This is a genomic window from Kitasatospora sp. NPDC036993 (assembly GCF_055607525.1).
Window position 1 is genome coordinate 181,576 of sequence record NZ_JBVJRP010000005.1, and the last position, 19,898, is coordinate 201,473.

Below are 19,898 nucleotides of genomic sequence, written 5' to 3' on the forward strand. Positions count from 1 at the left end.
GGCACCGTTTTGCGGGGACGGGGGCGGTGTGGTGCGCTGGTAGGGACACCGGAACGGCCGACACGCCCCGGTACCGCCCCCGCCGAACACGGGACCCGCCACGGTCCGTGAGCGCCGGCGCCCGGGCGGCCACCGGTGAACGAGGTGATGACCGATGGCCGAGTTCGACCGGGGGCCGACGGACGCCTTCGCGGAGCTGTTCGCGCGGGTACCGGATCCGCCCGATGAACAGGCGTTCTGGTTCGACTGGGGGCCGGTGTTCTACCGGGGGCGGCTGGACGGCTCGGCCAGGGTACTGGTCGTCGCCTCCGACCCGGGGCCGACCGAGCGGATCGCCGGGCGCACCCTGGTCGGCAACGCCGGGCAGCGGGTGCAGGGGTTCCTCGCCAAGCTGGGGCTGACCCGGTCCTACGTCTGCCTCAACGCGTGGGCGTACGCCGTCCACCCGTCGCGCGCCGAGGCGATGAAGGAGCGGCTCGACGAACCCGCGCAGGCGCACTGGCGCAACGAGGTCCTCGGCACGGCGGTCGGTCCGGGGCTGCGGGCCGTCGTCGCGATGGGGTTCATGGCCCAGGAGGCGGTGCGGCTGTGGGACGCCCGGCCGCAGCAGGCCGTGCTGGTGAAGGCGCCCCACCCGTCGAGCCACGACCCGGTGGCGCTGCTGGACGGCTGGCGCGCCGCGATCACCGCGCTGCGCCCGGTCGTCGAGCCGGACGAGGACGGTGACGCCACCGGCCCGAACTACGGCGACACGTTCCTGGAGAGCGACTACCGACCGATCCCGCGCCGCGACCTGCCCTTCGGCGCACCGGCGTTCCTGGGGGACGACGCCTGGGTGCGGGCCGCGGGCGACCAGACGCAGAACTCCGTCGGCCGCCCGACCCCGGACGACGGCCACACCCTGGTCTGGAAGGCGCCGAGCTGATGGCCCTCGTGCTGCGCGGCACCGTCGTCACCTTCGACGGCGAGCACCGGATCCTCGACCCGGGCGCGGTGTACGTCGGCGACAACGGCCGGCTCGGCGCGGTGCTGCCGGCCGGGCAGGCTGCGCCGGCCGGGTTCGGCGCCGCCCCGGTCGTCGACCTCCTCGGCACGGGCGCGCTGGTCCTGCCCGGCCTGGTCGACCTCCACAGCCACCTCCAGTACAACACCCTGCCGCTCTGGGAGGCGGTCGGTGTCCCGTACCTGCACCACGACCGCTGGGTGGACGAGACGCGCGCACCGGACTACTCGACGTCGGTCACCTGGCCCGCCAAGGTGCTCGGCACCGCCGCGCCCACGGCGCTGCTCGCGTACGCCCCGGTCCGGTTCTCGCTGCCGACGACCCGGGCCGCGCTCGCCCTGGTCCGCGCCGATCCGGCCCTGCGCCGGTGGACGGACTCGATCCACGACGCCGTGGAGACCGGCGAACCGTACTCGCAGGCGTTCCCGCTCACCGACCCCGAGGCGGTCACCGCGGGGCTGCCGCACTACACGGGGCCGAAGGTCCTGATCGTCGACGCGCTGACGTACTCGGCCGCCGACGTCTTCGCCGCCGGATTCGCGGACAACGGAGCGGACAGCGGAGCGGCGGACGGAGGTGCGGACGGAGAGGCGGACGGCCGCCCCGGCCCGGTGCTCGGGACGGCCGCGAGCACCGGCGCCGGCGGCGCCAACGTCTGGACGTACGAGCTGCTGGGCGTCTGGCTGCCCGAGCTGCTGCCGGCCCTGCCGCGCGGGGCCGGCTTCCGCGTCGCCCTGCGCCGTGCCACCCGGGCCGGGGCGAGCATCGGCGTCCCGCTGGAGGACTTCGGTGTGGCGGCCGGCCGGCTGCACCGGCCGACCAGGCGCGACGTCCTCGGCCACAACGAGGACCTGCTGGCGGCCGCCGCCGCGCTGCTGCGCCGGGACTCCTGACGGGCGCGGCAGACCCCGTGGGGGCCCCGGCCGGTGCGGGCCCCGGCCGGTGCGGGCCCCGGCCGGTGCGGGGCCGGGGCCGGTGCGGGGCAAGCGGCACGTGCGACGGGTGACCGGTGATGCGGCAGGAGCTCAATTCGGCTGTGGGCGACGACTTTCGGCCACCTCTCGCGTGGGGCAGCCCCACTCGCGCCCCCCGACCGGAACGGCCGGTGCCGGCCCCGGGCCGGGGAACCCGCTGAGCAGACCCGAGATCGCCGAAAGTAAGGGTCGCCTTACCCGTGCCCGCGCGCGATCCGCACGCGTTGTCCGCTTAGCGACACCGACCGGATCGCACGACGTTCGGACTTCTTGACAGGAATAAGAACGTCCAGTGAACTCATCGAAGTTCGCTGAATCCGCGGCGATCCCCTGTTCCCGCCGGCCCCGCGAATCCCCCCGGGCAGCGGGCTTTCCCAGCGGGAAAGCATGACCCGATATCCGGACCACCGCCGAATCCGCGGTTCCGGCCACTGTCGAATTCCACCACCCCCCTCCCACACACTCCTGCCCGTCGCAGCCGTACCACCGCACGGAAGGAACCGCCATGTCGCAGAAGACCTGGGACAAGGAACCCCACCCCGCCAGACTGGAAGAGCGGCTGGAGGACGACATCGTCCGATGTCATCTCAGCCCCCGGAACTGCCGGATACGCCCCGGCCAGCACGGATTCTGCCGGGTCCGGGCCAACCGGGACGGCCGCCTGGTGACGCTGAACTACGGGCGCTCCGTCCACGCCACCGAGGAGACCATCGAGACGGAGGCCGTGTTCCACTACGCGCCCGGCGCCCGGATCCTGTCGATGGGCAACGTCGGCTGCATGCTCAACTGCGACTACTGCCACAACTGGAAGACCTCGCAGGCGCGTTACGTGGAGGACAAGGACGTCTACCACTACACGCCCGAGGAGGTCGTGGACATCGCCGTCCGGCACGGCATCAAGGTCATTTCCTGGACCTACAACGACCCGGTGGTGTGGCACGAGTTCGTCGTGGAGACCGCGGCCCTGGCCAAGGCGGCGGGAATCGTCAACCTCTACAAGTCCGCATTCTTCATCAGCGGCGAGGCCATCGAGGAACTGATCCCGGTCATCGACATCTTCTCGGTGTCGATCAAGTCCCTCGACCCGAAGTACTACCGGCGGATCACCAAGGGCTGGCTCGAACCGGTCCTGGAGGGCACGGAGCAGGTCTACCGGGCCGGCAAGCACGTCGAGGTGTCCACGCTGATGGTCACCGACCTCAGCGACGACGAGAAGACGGCCCGGGACATGGCGGCCTTCGTCGGTGAACGGCTCGACCCCGACGTGCCGACGCACTTCGTGCGCTTCCACCCGGACTACAAGATGACCGACACCATCCGCACCCCCGTCGACCGGCTGGAACGGGCCCGCAAGGTCGCCAAGGACCTGGGGCTGAACCACGTCTACCTGGGGAACGTGTACGACACCGAGTCGACCAACACCTGGTGCCGGAGCTGCGGCCTGCTCCAGATCACCCGGTACGGCCTCAACGCCGACCTGCTCGGCGTGGACGCGAAGGGCGCCTGCACCGGGTGCGGCACCCCCGCCGGGGTCGTGCTGCTGCCCGACGCCCGGCAACGGACCCGGGTGCCGGAACTCCCCACCGGACAGGGCCTGGACCTGGCGCGCTTCGACTGGCACGGGGACGTCCGCGCCCTGCACGTCCAGGTGCGCAACACCTCCGACGCACCGGTGCGGGCCTACCACCGCCGCTACGGCGACCCGGCCGCGGACCAGGGGTGGCAGATCGTCGACCTGGCCCCGCAGGAGAGCTTCCGGTTCATCGCGGCGAAGAGCACCGCGGGCGAGGCCGGCGTCCAGGTGGCCGTCCCGCCGCAGTGCACGTCCAGCCTCCACCAGGTCTTCGACCGCGCCCACTTCCCGACCGTCGAGGCCTCCGCCGGGACGCTGAACGAGGACGTCTCGCCGCTGCCGCTCTTCCAGCCCGGCCCCCGGTCGTGAACGGCCCCGCCGGCACGGGGACGCTGAGGCACGGCACGGACTACCGGGTCCTGCCGTTCAGCGCCGACACCTCCGCCGTCCTCATCACCGGGAGCCACCGGCTGCTGCTCGCCCCGTCGGACACCGCCGAACGGCTGGCGTCCGGGGTCGACCACCTGCACCCCGACGAGCGGCAGGCCTGGGAGCAGCTGCTGGCCGGCGCCGCGGCCGGCCAGGAGTCCAACCGGGTCCGGCTGCGGGAGGGCGCGCTGTCCGACGGCGCCGACTTCGCGGTCAACGTCAACCTGACGAACGTCTGCAACCTCGCCTGCACCTACTGCTTCGCCGAGGGCGGCGACTACGGCCGGATCACCGAGGCCATGGGCGAGCACTCGATCGCCTGGATCTTCGACTTCGTCGACCGCTACGCCGCGGCCGGGCAGCGGGTCCGCTTCGAGTTCTTCGGCGGCGAGCCGCTGGCCAACTTCGAGGTGATCCGCCGGATCTGCGAACGCGCCCGCGCGCTCGCCGAGAGCTCGGGCACCGAGTTCGTGCACCGGATCTCGACCAACCTGACCCTGATGCCCCAGGGCATCGAGGAGCTCTTCCGGGACCACCGCTTCATCGTCTCGGTCTCGCTCGACGGCGGCCGCGAGGTCCAGGACGCCAACCGGCCTTCCAAGAACGGGAAGGGGTCCTACGACCGGATCATCCGCAACCTGGTCCGGCTGCGCGAGGCGTGCGGTGACGAGGTCACCCTGGTCGCCCGGATGACGATCGCGACGGCGCAGCCCCGCCTCACCGACAACGTGCTCGACCTGTGGGAGCTGGACCTCTTCGACTACTTCCAGATCTACCCGGGCGTCTACCCGGTGGAGCAGGGCACGACGGTGCCCATCGCCCTCACCCTGGGCGACCGCAAGCTCTCCGAGCCCAAGGGCATCCGGTACATCAACCACTTCCTCCAGCCCGGCATCGTCGAGCAGTTCAAGGAGTTCCTGGTCCACTACCCGCGGCTGTTCGCGCCCGGCAACCGGTTCAAGGGCGTCCTGGAGTACGAGCGCGCCGTGCAGATGATCGCCGAGGGGGCCGCCGCGCTGGCGTTCTGCTCGGGCGGCCGGACGTACTACACCCACTCCCCGGACGGCAGTGTCAGCCCGTGCCACCGCCTGGTCGGGGACGAGTCCTTCGACGTGGGCACCGGCTCCGAGGGGCTCACCCGGGAGCACCCCGAGTGGCAGCGCACGGTCGACGAGCACCCGGTGTGCGGCGGCTGCTGGGCCCGCTACCTGTGCGGCGGCGGCTGCCGGCAGGAGAACCACGTGGCGACCGGTGACGTGAACGAGCTCAACTCCGAGTCGTGCCAGTACCAGTTGATGCTGGCCGAGGAGGTCGTCAAGATGCTCGCCAGGTCCGCCGTCGACTACCGGGAACGGTCCCGGGCGCGCTACGACGACCTGTTCGTCTCCTGCGGGCGCCCGGTGGTCCCCAACGACAGGCCGGCCCTCGACCCGGCCGCCGACGTCCACCCCTTCCAGGTCCTCTGCTGACGGCCTCCCCCTCCGATCCGTCCACCAGCACGCCGGGCCGGCCCCGATGAAGGAGCGACAGCAGATGGCCGAGAAGATCGTCCGCCGGAACATCCACACCTATCCGTTCAAGTACCGCCACCACGAGTACGACGAGTACTTCCGCCTCGAGAACGCGGTGCTCTACCTGCACGTGCCGTTCTGCCTCACCAAGTGCGGATTCTGCGACTACACCGTCTACATCAACCGCAACGAGCAGCACTTCGCGCAGTACGTCGACGCGCTCGAACGCGAGATCCGGGCCTTCGCCGCCAACCGCTCCTTCCCCGGGTTCCGGGTCGACGCGGTGTACTTCGGCGGCGGTACGCCGGGCATCCTCACCGGCGACCAGACAGCGCGGCTGCTGGACGTCTGCCGGGAGTCGTTCGAGTTCAACGAGGGCGCGGAGATCGGCCTGGAGTTCGACCCCTCCACGGTCGACGAGGCCAAGATCGCCCGGATGCGGGAGGCGGGCTTCACCCGGCTCAGCGTCGGCGTGCAGGCGTTCGACGACCGGCTGCTGGAGATCTGCAACCGCTCGCACGACCGCGCCACCGCCGAGCGGGCCTTCCGCACCGTCGTCGACGGCGGCTTCACCCACACCAACATCGACCTGATCTTCCCGCTCCCCGACCAGTCCGTGGACGACTGGAAGCGCAGCGTCGACCGCGCCATCGAACTCGAACCGGCCTGCGTCACGGCCTACGGCCTGGAGATCTGGCCGAAGACGGCTTTCCACTCGCTCATCACCTCGGGGAAGATGGCGCTCCCCACGGCCGCGGACGAGCGCCGGATGTACGAGTACGCCATCGACGCGCTGGAGGCCGCCGGCTTCGTCCGGCGCAGTTCCACGGGCTACTTCCACCCCGACCGCTGCGCCGACTACTCGCGCTTCCTGGAGTACTACTGGCGGACCTGGCCGATGATCGGATTCGGCGTCTCCTCGAAGAGCGTCATCCACGACCGGCTCTTCGTGAACGTCAAACCGCTGAAGAAGTACTACGAGATGGTGGAAAGCGGCCGAATCCCGCTGGATTTCGCCACCTATCTCACCAAGGACCAGGAGATGCGCCGCGTCATGATCCGCGGCCTCAAGATGTGCGAGGTCAGCCGGCCCGATTTCCAGGACCGGTTCGGCGTCACCATGGAGGCGGTATTCGGGCCGGAGATCGAACAGCTCGTCGAGAAGGGATGGCTGGAGCCGCGGGGATCGGACGTGTACGCCCTGACCAGGCTCGGGCAGCTCTTGTCGACCAATGTGTACGAGCTGTTCTACGCGCCCGAAGATCTCAGTCCGGCTCAGGGCGATGAGGTACGGTTCGGCATATCGGAGCTCGTCGAGTGATCTGATCGACGAGCGTTGTCGAACTGTCACGAGGGGCTGACCGGTTTGTCGCGCACGTGCTCGCACCAGGCCTTTTTCCTGAGCCGAAAGGCCGCGCCGGCCGTGCGGGGAGAACGGTGAACGTCCTCCCCGCGTGGTTCGCGGGACTCAGCCTCGGATTCCTGGTGGCCCTGCCCCTCGGCCCGATCGGCCTGCTCTGCGTGCGCAGCGTCCTGCGCGACGGTTTCCCGACCGGCTGGGCGATCGGCCTGGGCGCGGCGCTGGTGGACGTCGCCTACGCCGGACTCGGCCTGGCCGGTGTCGGCAAACTGCTGGACATCGCGGTGCTGCGGACGGTCCTCGGCCTGGCCGGGGCCGTGGTGCTGGTGTACATCGGCGCGCGCTCCCTGCGGGCCGCCTTCCGGGTGAAGGCCGCGGGCGAGGAGCAGCCGGAACACGAGCCCGTCCGCCCGGCGAAGGCCTTCCGTACGGCGCTGGCGGCCACCGCCTCCAATCCGGCGACGATCGGCTACTGGGCCGCCGCGTTCGCCGCGGCCACGGCGGCGAACGTCACCGGGACGCTGCCCGCCTCGGTCTCGATGCTGGTCGGCGTCGGCTGCGGCACGCTCCTGTGGTTCACCCTGCTGAGCACCGGCGTCCTGGTGTTCCGCCGACGGCTCAGCGCCCGCCTGTTGCAGGGTGTCGACCTGATCGCCGGTGTCGGGGTCATCCTGTTCGGCGGCTTCCTCGCCTACCAGTCGTTCGCCTGAGCCGTACCCCCTCTCCTCGGTGCGGCGTGCCGGACGCCGTCCCCGTGGAGGATCCCCATGAACGCGCACCGTCCCTCCGGCGGTGGTCCGAACCGACACCCCCGGCGGCCGGCCGAGCTGGCCCCCAGGGGGCTGGTCTACCTGATGGGCTGTCTGGTCTTCTCGCTGGGTGCCCACTGCTTCATCCGGTCCGACCTGGGCACCGACCCGCTCGACGTCTTCTCCCTCGGCGTGCTCAGGCACCTGCCGCTCACCATCGGCATCTGCCAGGCGGTCGTCGCGATCGTCTGCATCGCCGTCTGGTCCGCGTGGAACGGGAAGCGTCCGGTCGTCTCACCGTTCGTCACCTTCTTCCTGTGCGGCAGCCTGATCGACCTCTTCCAGTGGCTGCGCCCGGCCGACTGGCTGGGTCTGCGGAACTACCCGCTGATGCTGCTCGGCGCGCTGCTGTGTGCCTACGCCTCGGCGCTGATCATCATGAGCGGCTTCGGCATCCGCGCCATCGACCTGCTGGCGATCACCATGCGGCACCGCTGGACCTGGCCGTTCTGGTGCGCGAAGGGCCTGGTCGAAGGGGTGTTGCTGGTCTGCGGGTGGCTGCTGGGCGGTCCGGTGGGCATCGGCACGGTGGCCTTCCTGGTCTTCGTCGACCTGCTCATCGAGCCCTTCGTCCGGTTCAACCGGCGCTTCCTCGACATCCCCGACCACGGCTTCGCCGTCACCCTGGCCGTGTCCTGAACCGCTACCGGCGCGGCCCGTAGGTCCAGTAGTGGTCCGGGTAGTCGCCGCACGGGTACTGCATCAGGGGCGCCTGCGGGGCGATGCTGCCGTAGGAGACGGCGAGGCACTGCCCGCTGTTGCCGTTGACGAAGCGGTTGCCGTGCGGCCACTGCTCGATCCGCCAGGTCTGGCCGGAATCCCTGCCGCAGGCCGACTGGACGACCGGGGCGGCGGCGTCGGTGCTGTGGTCCCGGACGGAGAGGCACAGCGAGCTGTTGTAACTGACGATCCGGTAGTAGGTGTCGCCCCCCGCGTCCGTGGAGGTCTTCCGGGCTTCCCAGAAGTGGTCGGGGTAGTCGCCGCAGGGGTACTGCTGCACGGTCTGGCCCTCGTCCCGGCTGCCGCCGGGCGTGGCCACGCACTGCCGGCTGTTGCCGTTCCTGATCACCACCGGTCCCGTCGGCGGGACCAGCGGGGTGCCGCCGAGCCGGGTGGGTGTGGGGTTCGTGGGCGGCGAGGACGGCGGGGGTTCGCCGGGCCAGGTCGAAGCGGACGGAACGGTCGGAGCGGCTGGTGCCGAGGGGGTGTCGGCACCGGCGGACCGGGGTGCCGCCTCGGCCTGCCGGGGAGGCACGGTCACCGCTCCCGTGGCGGGAGAGGGCCTACCGCTCGGTGCGGACGCGGCCGACGGCCCGGCCGGTGTCCCGCTCGGGGCCGGTGCCGACGGGCCGCCGGCCGGCGGGCTGTCCACTGCCGGGCTGTCCGCACCCGGTGCGAAGGGCGCCGGGGCCGCACCTGCCTCCGCTCCGAGTCGGGCGCCGGCGGCCTGCGCGCCCGGGCCCACGAGGGAGGGCGCCGGCGTGCCCACCCGCAGGCCCACCAGGACCCCGGCCAGTGCCACGGCCGCGACCAGGACCGCTCCCGCCGCCCCCATGGCCATGCCGGTCCGGGAGGCCCGGCGCCGGCGGGCGCCCGCGGACCCGCCGCGGGGAAGGCCGGAGTCCGCCGGGCGGGAAGCGGGCGGAGCGGACCGGTGGTTCCGTGCGTCAACTCCCGTACGAACCGGGCCAGGGCGTTCGCCTGCTCGGTCTCCCCCTTGAGCCGCCCCTGCGGGCGTCCCGCACTCCCCATCCCGCGCCCCCTGTCCTGTCCGCGGCCGACCCGGATTGTCCGCCGCTCACCTGGGCCTTTCGACTCTCTTGTTGATGGACAATCAGAACAGCCCGCACGGTGGAGTCGCCACCGGGTCCCCGACCGGCCCGGCAGCAGCGCGACGGTACGAACGGGCATGACCAGCGTCCTTTCCGGAGGATCCGTCACGCCCGGTCACCGGCCTCGACCGATCCTGCACCCGGGCTCCGTCGCGGCTCCACCGACAGCCGGGGAAGCGGGCGGACGGTCTCCCGGGGCCGGCCCCCCGGCGCGCCCCACCCACCGAGCGAGCGAAGGAGGAAGCACCATGCCCGAGACGGAGGACGCCGACCGACCGGCGGGGCCCGAGAGCGGCGGTCGCCCCGCCCACGGGCGGCGCCGTCGGGTCCTCACCGCCGTCGCCCTGCTCACCGCGGCCGTGGGCGCCACCGCCGCGGCGGCCTACGGAGTCCTTCAGCCCGCCCGGGGCGCGAGCGATCCGGCCGGGGCGGCACCACTGGCCGCACCGACCACCCAGGGCAGCCTCGACCTGCGCGACCTGACGCCGGCCGAGGAGGACCTGCTGCACTCCGCCGAGCAGCTCCTGCTGCGCGACTGCATGCGGGCCAAGGGCTTCGTCTACCAGCCGGTCACCCGTCGACCGGTGCCGGAGGCCAGGGAGTTCCCGTACGTCATCGACGACGTCGGGTGGGCCGCCCGGCACGGCTACGGCAGGGACATCGAACGCCGGCTGGAGGAGGTCCGGACGGAGGACCCCAACCAGCACTACTTCGAGAGCCTCCCAGCCGACCGGAAGGCCCCCGCGATCGCCGCCGCCAACGGCCCGCGGGCCGAGGGGCTCACCGCCCGCACCCCGGACGGAATGCCGATCACCCGCAGTCCCGAAGGGTGCACGTCACAGGGCCAGCGCACGCTGTACCTGGACCTGGCGGCCTGGTTCCAGGCCCGGGTGACGATGGACTCCCTGGCCTCGCTCCGCGGCGAGAAGGTGACCGCCGACCAGGAGCTCGCCGGGCCCACCCGCGGCTGGGCGGCCTGCATGCGTGCGGCGGGCCACGACTACGCCGACCCGGCGGCGCTGCGCGCGGCCCAGCCGCCCCGGAGCCAGGCCTGGCCGCGTGAGCAGGAGACCGCCCTGGCCGTCGCCGAGGCCGAGTGCGCGGAGAGCTCCGGCCTGGCCGTGACCGCCGGGCGCCTGGACCGCAAGTACGACGCGGAACTGCGGCAGCAGTACCGGTCGGACGCCGAGACCTGGCAGCGGCTGCGGCTCGCGGCACTGCCCCGGGCCCGCTCGGTCGTCGCGGCCGACCCGGGCCACTGACCCACCCACCGGACCAGCCGGCCGCCGTCGACACGGAGGCCGGCCGGCACCCGCAACCAACCCACCGGAGAGGACATCCCATGAAGTCCCTGCGAACCCTGCTCGCCGGCGCGGCCGTCGCCGCGGCCCTGGCCGTGACCGTCGCCCCGCACGCCGCCCAGGCCACCGAGGCCGCGCCGAGCGGACCGGCCTCGGCCCCCGCTCTGGCGGCGGACGGCCGGCTGCACGCCTACTACAACACCGGGTACCAGAACGAGTGCGAGTCCTGGTCGGTCGACGCGAACTGGTCCTGGTGCAAGAACACCGCGGAGTCCCTGTGGAACATGCGCTACCCCGGGAACCTGGACGACGTCTGGGTGTACTACAACAGCAACTTCAGCGGAGCCGGCCGGGGCGTCTACAACGGGGCGGGCCTGCCCAACCTCAAGGACTGGCAGTTCGGGTCCGGCGGGAACGGCGCGGGTGAGTGGCTCTGGCACAACATCGCCTCCCACCGGTTCGTCAACCTGCCCTGATCCCGCGGCAGCGCTGACAGTCCGGGGCGTGTGTCCGGCCACGGCCGGGCGCACGCCCCTCCCCCGTGCGCGCCCTACGTCCGGAGTCCCGTCCCACGGGGGACCCCGGGCCGAGGCGCGAGGCCGCGCCGGGCCGCAGGATGGACAGGTTGCCCTCCCCCGGCCGGGCCCGGTGCCCGGCCACGCGCATAAGGGGGACGAGAATGGGCGGGGCGCCGTGGACCAGCGGGGCCAGGAAGGAACAGCGCATGGAGAGCCAGGCCCGCAGCCGCACCGCCCTCGTCGAGGCGCTCATGGAACGCTATCCGGACGTGCCCAGGGAGGCGGTGATCAAGGAGGACCTGCTGCGCGGCGGCATGGCCTTCGACGAGTCCGCGCTCAGCGGCAGCACGGGCGCCGACGGGGGCGGCGAGGTCAAGCCCAAGTCGTACTTCATCTTCTCCTTCGACCACCGGACCCTGCCCGAGCTGGGCGCCGCCGCGCTCAACCGGCCGCCGGAGGAGGTGGTGCTGACCGGCGGACCGTACGGGCTGCGCCGCACCGTGGTGTCGGTCCGGGTGAACCCGGACTCGCCGTACCGGGTCGGCGCGGGCGAGGACGGCACGCTCGGCCTCTACCTGGACGGCGCGCGGATCGCCGACGTCGGCCTGCCGCCGATGCCGGACTACTACCGGCACACCCTGGCCAACGGGAAGTCGGTGATGGAGGTCGCCCCGACCATCCAGTGGGGTTACCTGATCTACCTCACGGTGTTCCGGGTCTGCCAGTACTTCGGCGCCAAGGAGGAGTGCCAGTACTGCGACATCAACCACAACTGGCGCCAGCACAAGGCCGCGGGCCGCCCGTACACCGGCGTCAAGCCGGTCGAGGAGGTGCTGGAGGCGCTGGCCCTGATCGACGAGCACGACACCGCCCGTGCCTCCCGGGCGTACACCCTCACCGGCGGGGCGATCACCTCACAGGTCGGCGGGCGGGACGAGGCCGACTTCTACGGGCAGTACGCCAAGGCCATCGAGGAGCGCTTCCCCGGCCGCTGGATCGGCAAGGTGGTCGCCCAGGCGCTGCCCCGCGACGACGTGCAGCGCTTCCACGACTACGGCGTGAAGATCTACCACCCCAACTTCGAGGTGTGGGACAAGCGGCTGTTCGAACTCTACTGCCCGGGCAAGGAGCGCTACGTCGGCCGGGACGAGTGGCACCGCCGGATCCTCGACTCCACCGAGGTGTTCGGCGCCGAGAACGTGATCCCCAACTTCGTCGCGGGCGTGGAGATGGCCGAGCCCTTCGGCTTCACCACGGTGGACGAGGCGATCGCCTCCACCGAGGAGGGCCTGCGCTTCTTCATGTCCCACGGCGTGGTCCCGCGCTTCACCACCTGGTGCCCCGAGCCGACCACCCCGCTGGGCAAGGCCAACCCGCAGGGTGCGCCGCTGGAGTACCACATCCGGCTGTTGCGGACCTACCGGGCCACCCTGGAGGAGTTCGGCCTCTCCTCCCCGCCCGGCTACGGCCCGGCCGGTCCCGGCAACGCGGTCTTCTCGGTGAGTTCCTTCATGGACTCGCTCTCCGGCTGAGCGCACGAGCCTGCGGTGCGGCCGGCCGGCCGCACCGCAGGCGCCGTCAACTCCCGTTCATGGGGCGGACGGTGAGGATCTGCTCGGCCCGGCCGAGCGGGCCGTGGACGTCGTGCAGCACGGTGCTGGTGATGCCGTGCCCGGCCGGGCCGAAGCTGACGCTGACGTCCAGGCCGGTCCACGGGCCCTCGGGGCGGCGGTGGAAGTGGATCGTCAGATCGGTGTTGGGGAACATCCACTCGGTGGGACTCTGCCGCACGGCGATGCCGTTGGCGGTGTCCACCAGCCTGACGAAGGAGGCGTGCGGGCCGCTGGGCTCCCCCGCGACCAGCTCGACCGGGCCGGCGAGCCAGGCGGCGGCGCGGCCCGGGGCGGTCTCCCGGCGGCGGACCTCGATCGAGGAGATGTAGCCACCGCCCCACACCCCGGCCATCGTCCAGGGCTCGAACGCCTCGGGCGCGGGCAGCGGCTCGTCGTGGGTCCCGGCGACGGCGGTGGTGTCCAGCTCGGCGAGGAACCAGGCGCGGGCCCGGACCACGGCGCGCCCGCCGATCGTCACGGTCGCCTCGATCAGCTCGATGGTGCGCCCGGGCCGGACGGTCTCCACCGTGATCTCGGACTCCTCCAGGGCGATCAGGCCGAGTATGTCGAAGCTGATCCGGGCCAGCGCCAGGCCGCCGGAGGGGCGGCCGGCCCTCTGGCGATCGGCCCGGTACCTGTCGATGGCGTGCACGATCAGGCCGCCGAGCGGGCTGAAGTGCTGCTCGTCGGGGTGCCAGGCGCCCTGCGCGTGGACGGTGGGCTTGTAGGTGTTCTCGCCGGTGCGCTGGTAGTAGCTGTCGGGCGCGGCGTTGGGGGTGGTCACGTGCGCTTCTCCTCGGGCCGGATCGCTGGCTGCCGGGCGGGCGCCGCCGGGGTACGACGGCGCCCGACCTCGGCGTTCAGGATCGTAAGGGGCCGAACGGCCCGCCGGGCGGGACGGTGACGCATCCCACACCCGGCGCGCCGCCCGAGGGCCCGCCCCGCGTCAGCGCGCGACCAGCGGGTAGTGGTCGGAGAGGTCGGTGTAGGTGTAGCTGTTGCCCCAACTGCTGACCGTCCAGGGCGCGCTGTGCACCCGGACCACCTGGTTGGTGTACTGCTGCGGGCGGGCGTGGTCGGCCCGGTAGAGGACGTAGTCGAGGTCCTCCCTGGGCTCGCCCGGGTAGCGGTAGGCGGCGATCGAGTTGTCGACGGTGTCGAAGGAGTACGGCCAGCCGGTGCGCGCGGAGGCCGGGGCGAGGTTGCCGTTGGTCAGCAGCGCCTGGTACTCGGAGCCGTGCGAGTCGACGTTGAGGTCCCCCGCGACCAGCACCGGCTCGTCGGCCGGGATCCGCTTGGCGTCCAGGAAGCCCCGCATCGCGGTGAGCTGCCTGGCCCGGATGTCGGCCGCCTGGCCGCTCGCGCAGCCCGAGTCGGTGGACTGGAGGTGGGTGCCGACCACGTGGGTGCGGCGGCCGTCGACGTCCAGCACCGCGTAGACGAAGCCCTTGTTGGAGAACCAGTCCGAGCCGCAGGCGTCCTTGAAGACGTACTGCTCCTTGCGCAGGATCGGCCACTTGCTGAGCAGGGTGACGCCGCCGTCCTCGGGGGTGGTGGAGCTGTAGCTGCCGGAGGTGGCGTCCCAGCCGCCGGTGGAGCGGCCGACCACCGGCGTGTGGTACGGGTAGGCGGCCGAGGCCTTGGCGGTCAGCGCGTCGGAGGCCGCGTTGTCGAAGGCCTCCTCCAGCACGACCACGTCGTGGCCCTGGAAGAAGTCCGCCGAGGCGATCGCCTGCGCCCGGTACTGCTGGCCCCAGTTGGGGTAGAGCGAGGTGCTCATCAGGAACGTGTTGTAGGTCAGCACGTCGAGCGGCGGCGCGGTCGCCGGGGCGCTCTCGGCCGAGGCCGGGACGGCGCCGAGGACGGCGAGGACGGTGGCGGCGGCTCCGGCGGCGAGGGCGCGGCGGACGGACGACAGGGGCATCGGGGCTCCGTGGGGGCGATGTCGTGGACCCGTCGGGTCGAGGGATGTTGTGTATCCAACTCAGCCCTCGGCACGGTCCGCAAGACATCGGGCGAGCATTCGGTGAACTCGTCGGTAACACCGGCGTCGCCGCCCTGACGGACGGTCACCGGCCGGCCCTGCCGGCCGTCGGAGGTTGCTGTCAGCGCGGCGCTCGCCGTGCTGTGGGGCCTGCTCACCCTGGCCTCGGCACACCGCACCCTGCGGGAGGCGGGCCGCCCGCAGGGTGCGCCGGCCGGTCAGAAGAGCGGCAGGTAGCGCGCCAGGACGTCGGCGCGGGTGCCGTCCAGGGCGCCGTACAGCAGGGTGGTGCCGAGCGCGTCCACGGCGGGCGCGGCGGTCGGGCCGGTGGCCTCGGCGACCCGCTCGATCCGGCCGCTCCGCAGGTCCCGGCGGAACACGTCGGTGGCACCGTTGGTGTCGCCGGGCACCAGGCCGGCGTCGTCCGAGGCGAAGTAGACCCAGCGGTCGTCCGCCGTCATCACGGCCGGCTGGGTGCCGGCGGCGGCCACCTCGGTGACGGTGCCGGTGCGGAGGTCGCGGGCGTAGAGCGCCACCCTGGTGGCGCCGCCCTGGTCCGGCTGGAACACCCGGAACAGCGCGTACCGCCCGTCGGGGCTCAGCCGCGCCTGGCGCGCCGTGTCGCGCAGGGTGCCGCCCGGGTCGACGCTCGCGCCCTCGGTCCGGCCGGTCCGGGTGTCGTGGACGTAGAGCGGGAACAGCTGCCGGGTAGGCGGCGGCTTCACGGCCGCCGGGGCGGGCGGCAGCAGGTTGGCGGCCTTCGAGCGGAAGGCGACGGTCCTGCCGTCGGCGCTGAGCGAGGGCTCCACCGAGCCGCCGTCGGCGGGGGCGCCGCCCTGCCCCGTGCTGACCAGCCTGGTGGTACCGGCCCCGCGGTCGGTCAGGTAGACGTTGGAGGTGCCGGCCCGGGCCCCGGGGGCGAGGTCGGCGCGGTCCGAGGAGTAGGCGACGAAGCGGCCGTCGGCGCTGATCGCGGGGCTGAGCGAGTTCCCGGCGCCGGCGCCCGCGGTGACCAGCTCGGTGTGGCCGGTGCGGCGGTCCCGGACGTAGACGTCGGTACGGCCGCCGCCGTTCCCGGGGACGGCGTCGACGGCGTCGCTGACGAAGGCGACGTACCGGCCGTCGGCGCTGATCGCCGCCTGGCTGCTGGAGCCGTCCAGTTGCGCGCCGTCGTCGGCGAGGCTGACCCGCTCGGTGTGCCGCGTCCACAGGTCGCGGACGAAGACGTCGTAGAGGCGGTTGGTGTCGCCGGGCACCAGGTTCGAGGCCAGCGAGGTGAACAGGGCGTAGCGGCCGTCGGCACTCAGTCCGAGCGGCTCCGACCAGTCGTCGGCGGGCGTGCCGTCGGGGCTCACGTTCACCCGTACGGTGGGTCCGTCCATCAGCGCGGCCGTGGAGGCGGTCGCGGACCCGGCCGCGGACGCGGGCGCGGGCCGGGCGTGCGCCGCCGGTGCTCCGGCGCCCGCCAGCAGTGCGGCCGCCAGGGCACCTGCCACCCCTACCGTCGTCGTCCTCATGGGCTCCCCTCCCCTTGGATTCCCGCTCGCTCCGGCCGAGCCAACCGTCCGGTCGTGGCCACGGTCAACCCGGCCGCCCCGCGATGGACACGATTTCGCCAACTCCCGCACACGAAAGGCGCGAACCGACCACGGGGGACGGGCCGGGGGGCCCGGCAGCAGGCACCCGGAGGCCTCGGAACAGCCTTTTACGAGTCCTTTGCCGTGCTGACGCTCCACCGGCGTGCCGATCCTGTCGCGGAGTTCGGCCGGACGCCCGCGAACTGCCGCACGGGGCCGCCGCACTACCCCCTCCCCGCGCGGCTCCGCCTGGTAGCAGATGCCCTGAACCGTCGGTATCCGCTCTAAACACGGACCAACGCGGGCATCTCACCCGTGCCTGCCTCGCACCGAGGCAGCGCCCGTGCCGCCGGGCGCGTGACCGTCAACCGGACGCGGCCCGGCGGCAGTCGAGCGAAAGGCAGAAGCGATGAGCCTGATCCAGACCGGCAAGCTCCAGTTGAACTCCACCAGTGCCACCGAACTCACCGGCGGGGCCACGACGACCTTCACCCAGGTCACCTTCCCCACGCCGTTCCCCGGCAACACGACGGTGATCGTCGTGCCGTTCGTCCAGACGTTCAACGGCCCCGACACCCCGGGCGTGCGGATCGCCGACGTCACCACCACCGGCTTCAAGATCCGCTTCAACGAGCTCGTGGGCAGCGGCAGGGCGCTGTCCGACGGGCCGCACACCTCCGAGACCGTCGGGTGGATCGCGAGCACCGTGTGACCCCGGGGCCCCTGTGGTCCCCGGTCGACTCAGGAACCACAGGGGCCTTGCCGGTTCGGCAAAACTCCGTGGACAGCGGCGGTCGCCGGTGCCAAGGTCCGGGAATGGCCGTTGACGAACCCTTCGCCCTGTCCGTTCCGCTGCCCGGTGGTCTGCTGCTGCGCGAGTCCAGGCCCGGCGACCTGGAGCAGATCGGCGCCCTGCTCGCCGAGCGCGGTGTCCCGGAGGACGCGCTCGACCACCGCCTGGTGGTCGAGGACGCGGACGCCGGCTGGTCGGCCTGCGCGGTGGTGGTCGACGGCGACCGGGTGGTCTCCACGGCCACCCTGCTGGACGAGGAACTGCGCCTCGGCGGCGTCCGGTTGCCCGCCGGGCAGATCGAACTCGTCGCCACCGACGAGGAGTACGAGGGCCGCGGCCTGGTCCGGGCGCTGGTGCAGTGGGCGCACGCCCGCTCCGCCGCACGCGGGCACGTCGTCCAGGTGATGATCGGAATCCCGTACTTCTACCGGCTGTTCGGCTACGAGTACACCATCGACATCCCGGTCTCGCGCCCGGTACACGACCTCCGGTCCGTCGACGACGCCACCGCGCTGCGCACCGCCCGGGCCACCGACCTGCCCGCCCTGGCCGCGCTCCAGGAGCAGGCGCAGCGGGGCTTCGACGTCGCGATGGGCCACTCCCCCTGCCGCTGGCGCTGGCTGCTGGCGCACGACGCGACCACGCTGCGGGTCGTCGAGCGCGCGGGCCTGGTGGTGGCGACGGCACGCACCACCCCGGTGGACGACGGCGAGTTCCACCTCGCCGAGGCGGCCGCCGTCGACGAGCGGGCCGCGAGTGAACTCCTGGCCGGGGTGGCCGCGTTGGCGCCCGAGGCGCAGCTCCACGTGGTGCACAGGCCCGGCACCCTGCCCGCCACCGTCTGGCACGGGCTGCTGGACCACACACCGCGCCCCGAGGCGGAGCAGTACTACGTCCGCGTCCCCGACCCGGCCGCGCTGCTCGACCGGCTGCGCCCGCTGCTGTGGCAGCGCCTCACCGCCGCCGGCCCGGACCTCACCGGCCGCGAGCTGCTGATCTCCACCTACCGCGCCCACTACCGCATCCCGGTCGGCGAGCGGGGCCTGTGCGAGGTGGTCACGGGCGGCACGATGCAGCGCCCGGGCCCGGACGGCGGAGTGGGTGTGGCACCCGACCAGCTGGCGCCACTGCTCTTCGGGCCGCGCGGGATCGAGGGGCTGAGCGGCATCCGACCGGACGTCTACGTCCGCGGGGACGAGGAGCCGTACCGGGCGCTGTTCCCGCCGCTGACGGCCGACCTGCTGACGTACTACCTGCCCTGACGGGGCGACGGCCGCGAACCCGACCCCCCTTCGGGGCCGGGTTCGCGGGGGCGTAGTGTGCGCCGCGTGAACGAACTGATCTTCCGGGGGAAAGACATGTTCCGCCCCTCCTGGTCCAATCTCGCGCCGCTGATCCTCCTTGTGGTGACCCAGCTCGTCCTCGGTTACCTGAAGCTCGGCGCCGTCGCCACCATCCTGCTCGTCGCCGGGACCCTGGCACTGGTCATCCCTGGCTTCGCCATCTCCCTGCGCTCCTGGAGCCGGGTCGGCGCCGACGGGATCACCATCTGCTGGGGGCTCGGCCGCGGCCGTACCTACTCCTGGCAGGAGATCCGCTGGATCGACGTGCGGGAGACCAAGGGCAACGGCACGAGCTCGTCCGCGGCCCGGTTCCACGCGACGGACGGGAGGCGGCGCTCGCTGCCGGGCCTCCAGACCAGCACCTACTACCCGTTGAGCGACTTCGAGGTGAACTTCCAGCGGGTCGTCAACTGGTGGGAGTACAGCACCGATCCGACGCAGCGCGTCCGGCCGGAGAAGCAGTTCAGGGACCGGCTGACACCCACGGTGATCGCGGTGCTGGCCACGATCGTCATCAGTGCCGTCGGCGTCGGCGTCGTCATGATGCAGCAGCGCTAGCCACCCGTACACCCCGGCCCGTACCCCGGCCCGGCTCCCCCGACGGGAGCCGGGCCGACCCGTGTCCGGGAGCATCACCTGCCCTACGAGGCCTCTTCCTCCCGGCCCTCGGGCACGAGCTGCCGCAGCTCGGTGCCGTGGAACATCCACACCCGGAAGTACTGCTCGTCCTGGTCCATCACGAACAGCTGGACGAACCGCGGTTCCTCCCAGGTGATCCGCTCGACCCGCGCCACCAGCCCGGACAGGTCCGCGTGGTTGAGCGCGCCGGCGTAGACGTCGCACTCCGGATACTTGCCGCCGCCCCAGCGGGTGTCGCTGCCGGTGGTCTCGTTGAGGTAGCCGACCCATCCGACCTCGCCGGGGCCGTAGCCCTGCCGCGGGGCGGCGGTCCGCAGCCACCCGCTGAGCTCCTCGACGCCCGGACGGTCGACGAAGTTCACGGAGATCATGACGTTGGCAACGTGGCTCATGCCGGAATTCAACAGAACCGCAGGTCACCCTGTCCACCGGGTTCTCGCCACGCGGTGAGGCCGGGACCGGCTGATCCCCCTCCTGGGCAGCGCCCTGGCCTGAGGCCCCTCCGAACGGTTCCCGCAGGGCCGGTGGCCTCCGTTCCTCGGTGTCCGGACTAGTGTCGTGGTCACGTCGGCGCCGGCGGTCGCCGCCCGAGCGGGCGGCGCGGCCCGGCTCCGGCGCGGTCGTGAGCTCTGAGGGACT

The 19,898-nt window shown here is 72.5% G+C and carries 18 protein-coding genes; 13 read left to right on the top strand and 5 right to left on the bottom strand.

Going from position 1 to position 19,898, the window contains the following annotated elements:
* Positions 1–154: 154 nt before the first annotated feature.
* The 7 genes from ACZ7C5_RS12495 (at position 155) to ACZ7C5_RS12525 (ending at position 8,298) form a co-directional block, all read left to right on the top strand.
* Entirely contained in the window at positions 155–925 is a 771-nt protein-coding gene (locus tag ACZ7C5_RS12495) for a uracil-DNA glycosylase family protein (protein ID WP_401081812.1), read from the top strand.
* Complete coding sequence (locus tag ACZ7C5_RS12500; RefSeq protein WP_470322539.1) at positions 925–1,896, top strand: hypothetical protein; 972 nt, start codon at positions 925–927, stop codon at positions 1,894–1,896. The genes ACZ7C5_RS12495 and ACZ7C5_RS12500 overlap by 1 nt, the downstream gene beginning before the upstream one ends.
* Positions 1,897–2,482: 586 nt before the next feature.
* On the top strand, positions 2,483–3,919 hold the full coding sequence (gene amrS / locus ACZ7C5_RS12505; RefSeq protein WP_401081818.1) for an AmmeMemoRadiSam system radical SAM enzyme: 1,437 nt from the start codon (positions 2,483–2,485) through the stop codon (positions 3,917–3,919).
* A complete protein-coding gene (locus ACZ7C5_RS12510) occupies positions 3,916–5,448 on the top strand; it encodes a radical SAM protein (RefSeq protein WP_401081820.1) in 1,533 nt (510 codons plus the stop codon). Before amrS ends, ACZ7C5_RS12510 begins: the two co-directional genes overlap by 4 nt.
* Before the next feature lie 64 nt (positions 5,449–5,512).
* A complete protein-coding gene (locus ACZ7C5_RS12515; protein ID WP_401081822.1) occupies positions 5,513–6,811 on the top strand; it encodes a coproporphyrinogen-III oxidase family protein in 1,299 nt (432 codons plus the stop codon).
* A 116-nt stretch (positions 6,812–6,927) separates the two neighbouring features.
* Positions 6,928–7,560: a LysE family translocator gene (locus ACZ7C5_RS12520; RefSeq protein ID WP_401081825.1), complete on the top strand. Its 633-nt coding sequence runs from the start codon at positions 6,928–6,930 to the stop codon at positions 7,558–7,560.
* 57 nt (positions 7,561–7,617) lie between these two features.
* Positions 7,618–8,298, top strand: a complete 681-nt coding sequence (locus ACZ7C5_RS12525) for a YczE/YyaS/YitT family protein (RefSeq protein ID WP_470322540.1) — start codon at positions 7,618–7,620, stop codon at positions 8,296–8,298.
* A 4-nt stretch (positions 8,299–8,302) separates the two neighbouring features.
* Here the strand turns inward: ACZ7C5_RS12525 and ACZ7C5_RS12530 are convergent, their stop codons facing one another.
* Positions 8,303–8,914 carry an RICIN domain-containing protein gene (locus ACZ7C5_RS12530; protein WP_470322541.1) on the bottom strand — a complete coding sequence of 204 codons (612 nt, stop codon included), beginning with the start codon at positions 8,912–8,914 and terminating at the stop codon, positions 8,303–8,305.
* A gap of 825 nt (positions 8,915–9,739) precedes the next feature.
* Here ACZ7C5_RS12530 and ACZ7C5_RS12535 point away from each other — a divergent pair.
* From ACZ7C5_RS12535 to ACZ7C5_RS12545, 3 genes are all read left to right on the top strand, one after another.
* Positions 9,740–10,753, top strand: a complete 1,014-nt coding sequence (locus ACZ7C5_RS12535) for a hypothetical protein (protein WP_401081834.1) — start codon at positions 9,740–9,742, stop codon at positions 10,751–10,753.
* Positions 10,754–10,833: 80 nt separating this feature from the next.
* A complete protein-coding gene (locus ACZ7C5_RS12540) occupies positions 10,834–11,268 on the top strand; it encodes a hypothetical protein (RefSeq protein ID WP_401081837.1) in 435 nt (144 codons plus the stop codon).
* Positions 11,269–11,516: 248 nt separating this feature from the next.
* Positions 11,517–12,842 carry a radical SAM protein gene (locus tag ACZ7C5_RS12545; RefSeq protein WP_470322542.1) on the top strand — a complete coding sequence of 442 codons (1,326 nt, stop codon included), beginning with the start codon at positions 11,517–11,519 and terminating at the stop codon, positions 12,840–12,842.
* A gap of 46 nt (positions 12,843–12,888) precedes the next feature.
* Here the strand turns inward: ACZ7C5_RS12545 and ACZ7C5_RS12550 are convergent, their stop codons facing one another.
* From ACZ7C5_RS12550 to ACZ7C5_RS12560, 3 genes are all read right to left on the bottom strand, one after another.
* Complete coding sequence (locus ACZ7C5_RS12550) at positions 12,889–13,707, bottom strand: thioesterase family protein (RefSeq protein WP_470322543.1); 819 nt, start codon at positions 13,705–13,707, stop codon at positions 12,889–12,891.
* A gap of 162 nt (positions 13,708–13,869) precedes the next feature.
* Positions 13,870–14,847 (bottom strand): sphingomyelin phosphodiesterase, encoded by a 978-nt coding sequence (sph, locus tag ACZ7C5_RS12555; RefSeq protein ID WP_401081846.1) that lies wholly within the window; start codon positions 14,845–14,847, stop codon positions 13,870–13,872.
* 278 nt (positions 14,848–15,125) lie between these two features.
* The gene (locus ACZ7C5_RS12560; RefSeq protein WP_401081849.1) at positions 15,126–16,424 is read right to left on the bottom strand and encodes a TolB family protein; all 1,299 of its coding nucleotides are present in this window, start codon (positions 16,422–16,424) and stop codon (positions 15,126–15,128) included.
* 469 nt (positions 16,425–16,893) lie between these two features.
* On the opposite strand from ACZ7C5_RS12560, the gene ACZ7C5_RS12565 reads away from it, so the two are divergent.
* The 3 genes from ACZ7C5_RS12565 to ACZ7C5_RS12575 all read left to right on the top strand — a co-directional run bounded on the left by ACZ7C5_RS12565 (position 16,894) and on the right by ACZ7C5_RS12575 (position 19,178).
* Positions 16,894–17,196, top strand: coding sequence for a hypothetical protein (locus ACZ7C5_RS12565; RefSeq protein WP_401081851.1), 303 nt, complete (start codon positions 16,894–16,896; stop codon positions 17,194–17,196).
* A gap of 104 nt (positions 17,197–17,300) precedes the next feature.
* Positions 17,301–18,539 carry a GNAT family N-acetyltransferase gene (locus ACZ7C5_RS12570; RefSeq protein WP_470322544.1) on the top strand — a complete coding sequence of 413 codons (1,239 nt, stop codon included), beginning with the start codon at positions 17,301–17,303 and terminating at the stop codon, positions 18,537–18,539.
* A 66-nt stretch (positions 18,540–18,605) separates the two neighbouring features.
* Positions 18,606–19,178 carry a hypothetical protein gene (locus ACZ7C5_RS12575; protein WP_401081856.1) on the top strand — a complete coding sequence of 191 codons (573 nt, stop codon included), beginning with the start codon at positions 18,606–18,608 and terminating at the stop codon, positions 19,176–19,178.
* An 83-nt stretch (positions 19,179–19,261) separates the two neighbouring features.
* Here the strand turns inward: ACZ7C5_RS12575 and ACZ7C5_RS12580 are convergent, their stop codons facing one another.
* Complete coding sequence (locus ACZ7C5_RS12580) at positions 19,262–19,651, bottom strand: squamosa promoter-binding protein 15 (protein WP_401081859.1); 390 nt, start codon at positions 19,649–19,651, stop codon at positions 19,262–19,264.
* Positions 19,652–19,898: the final 247 nt, after the last annotated feature.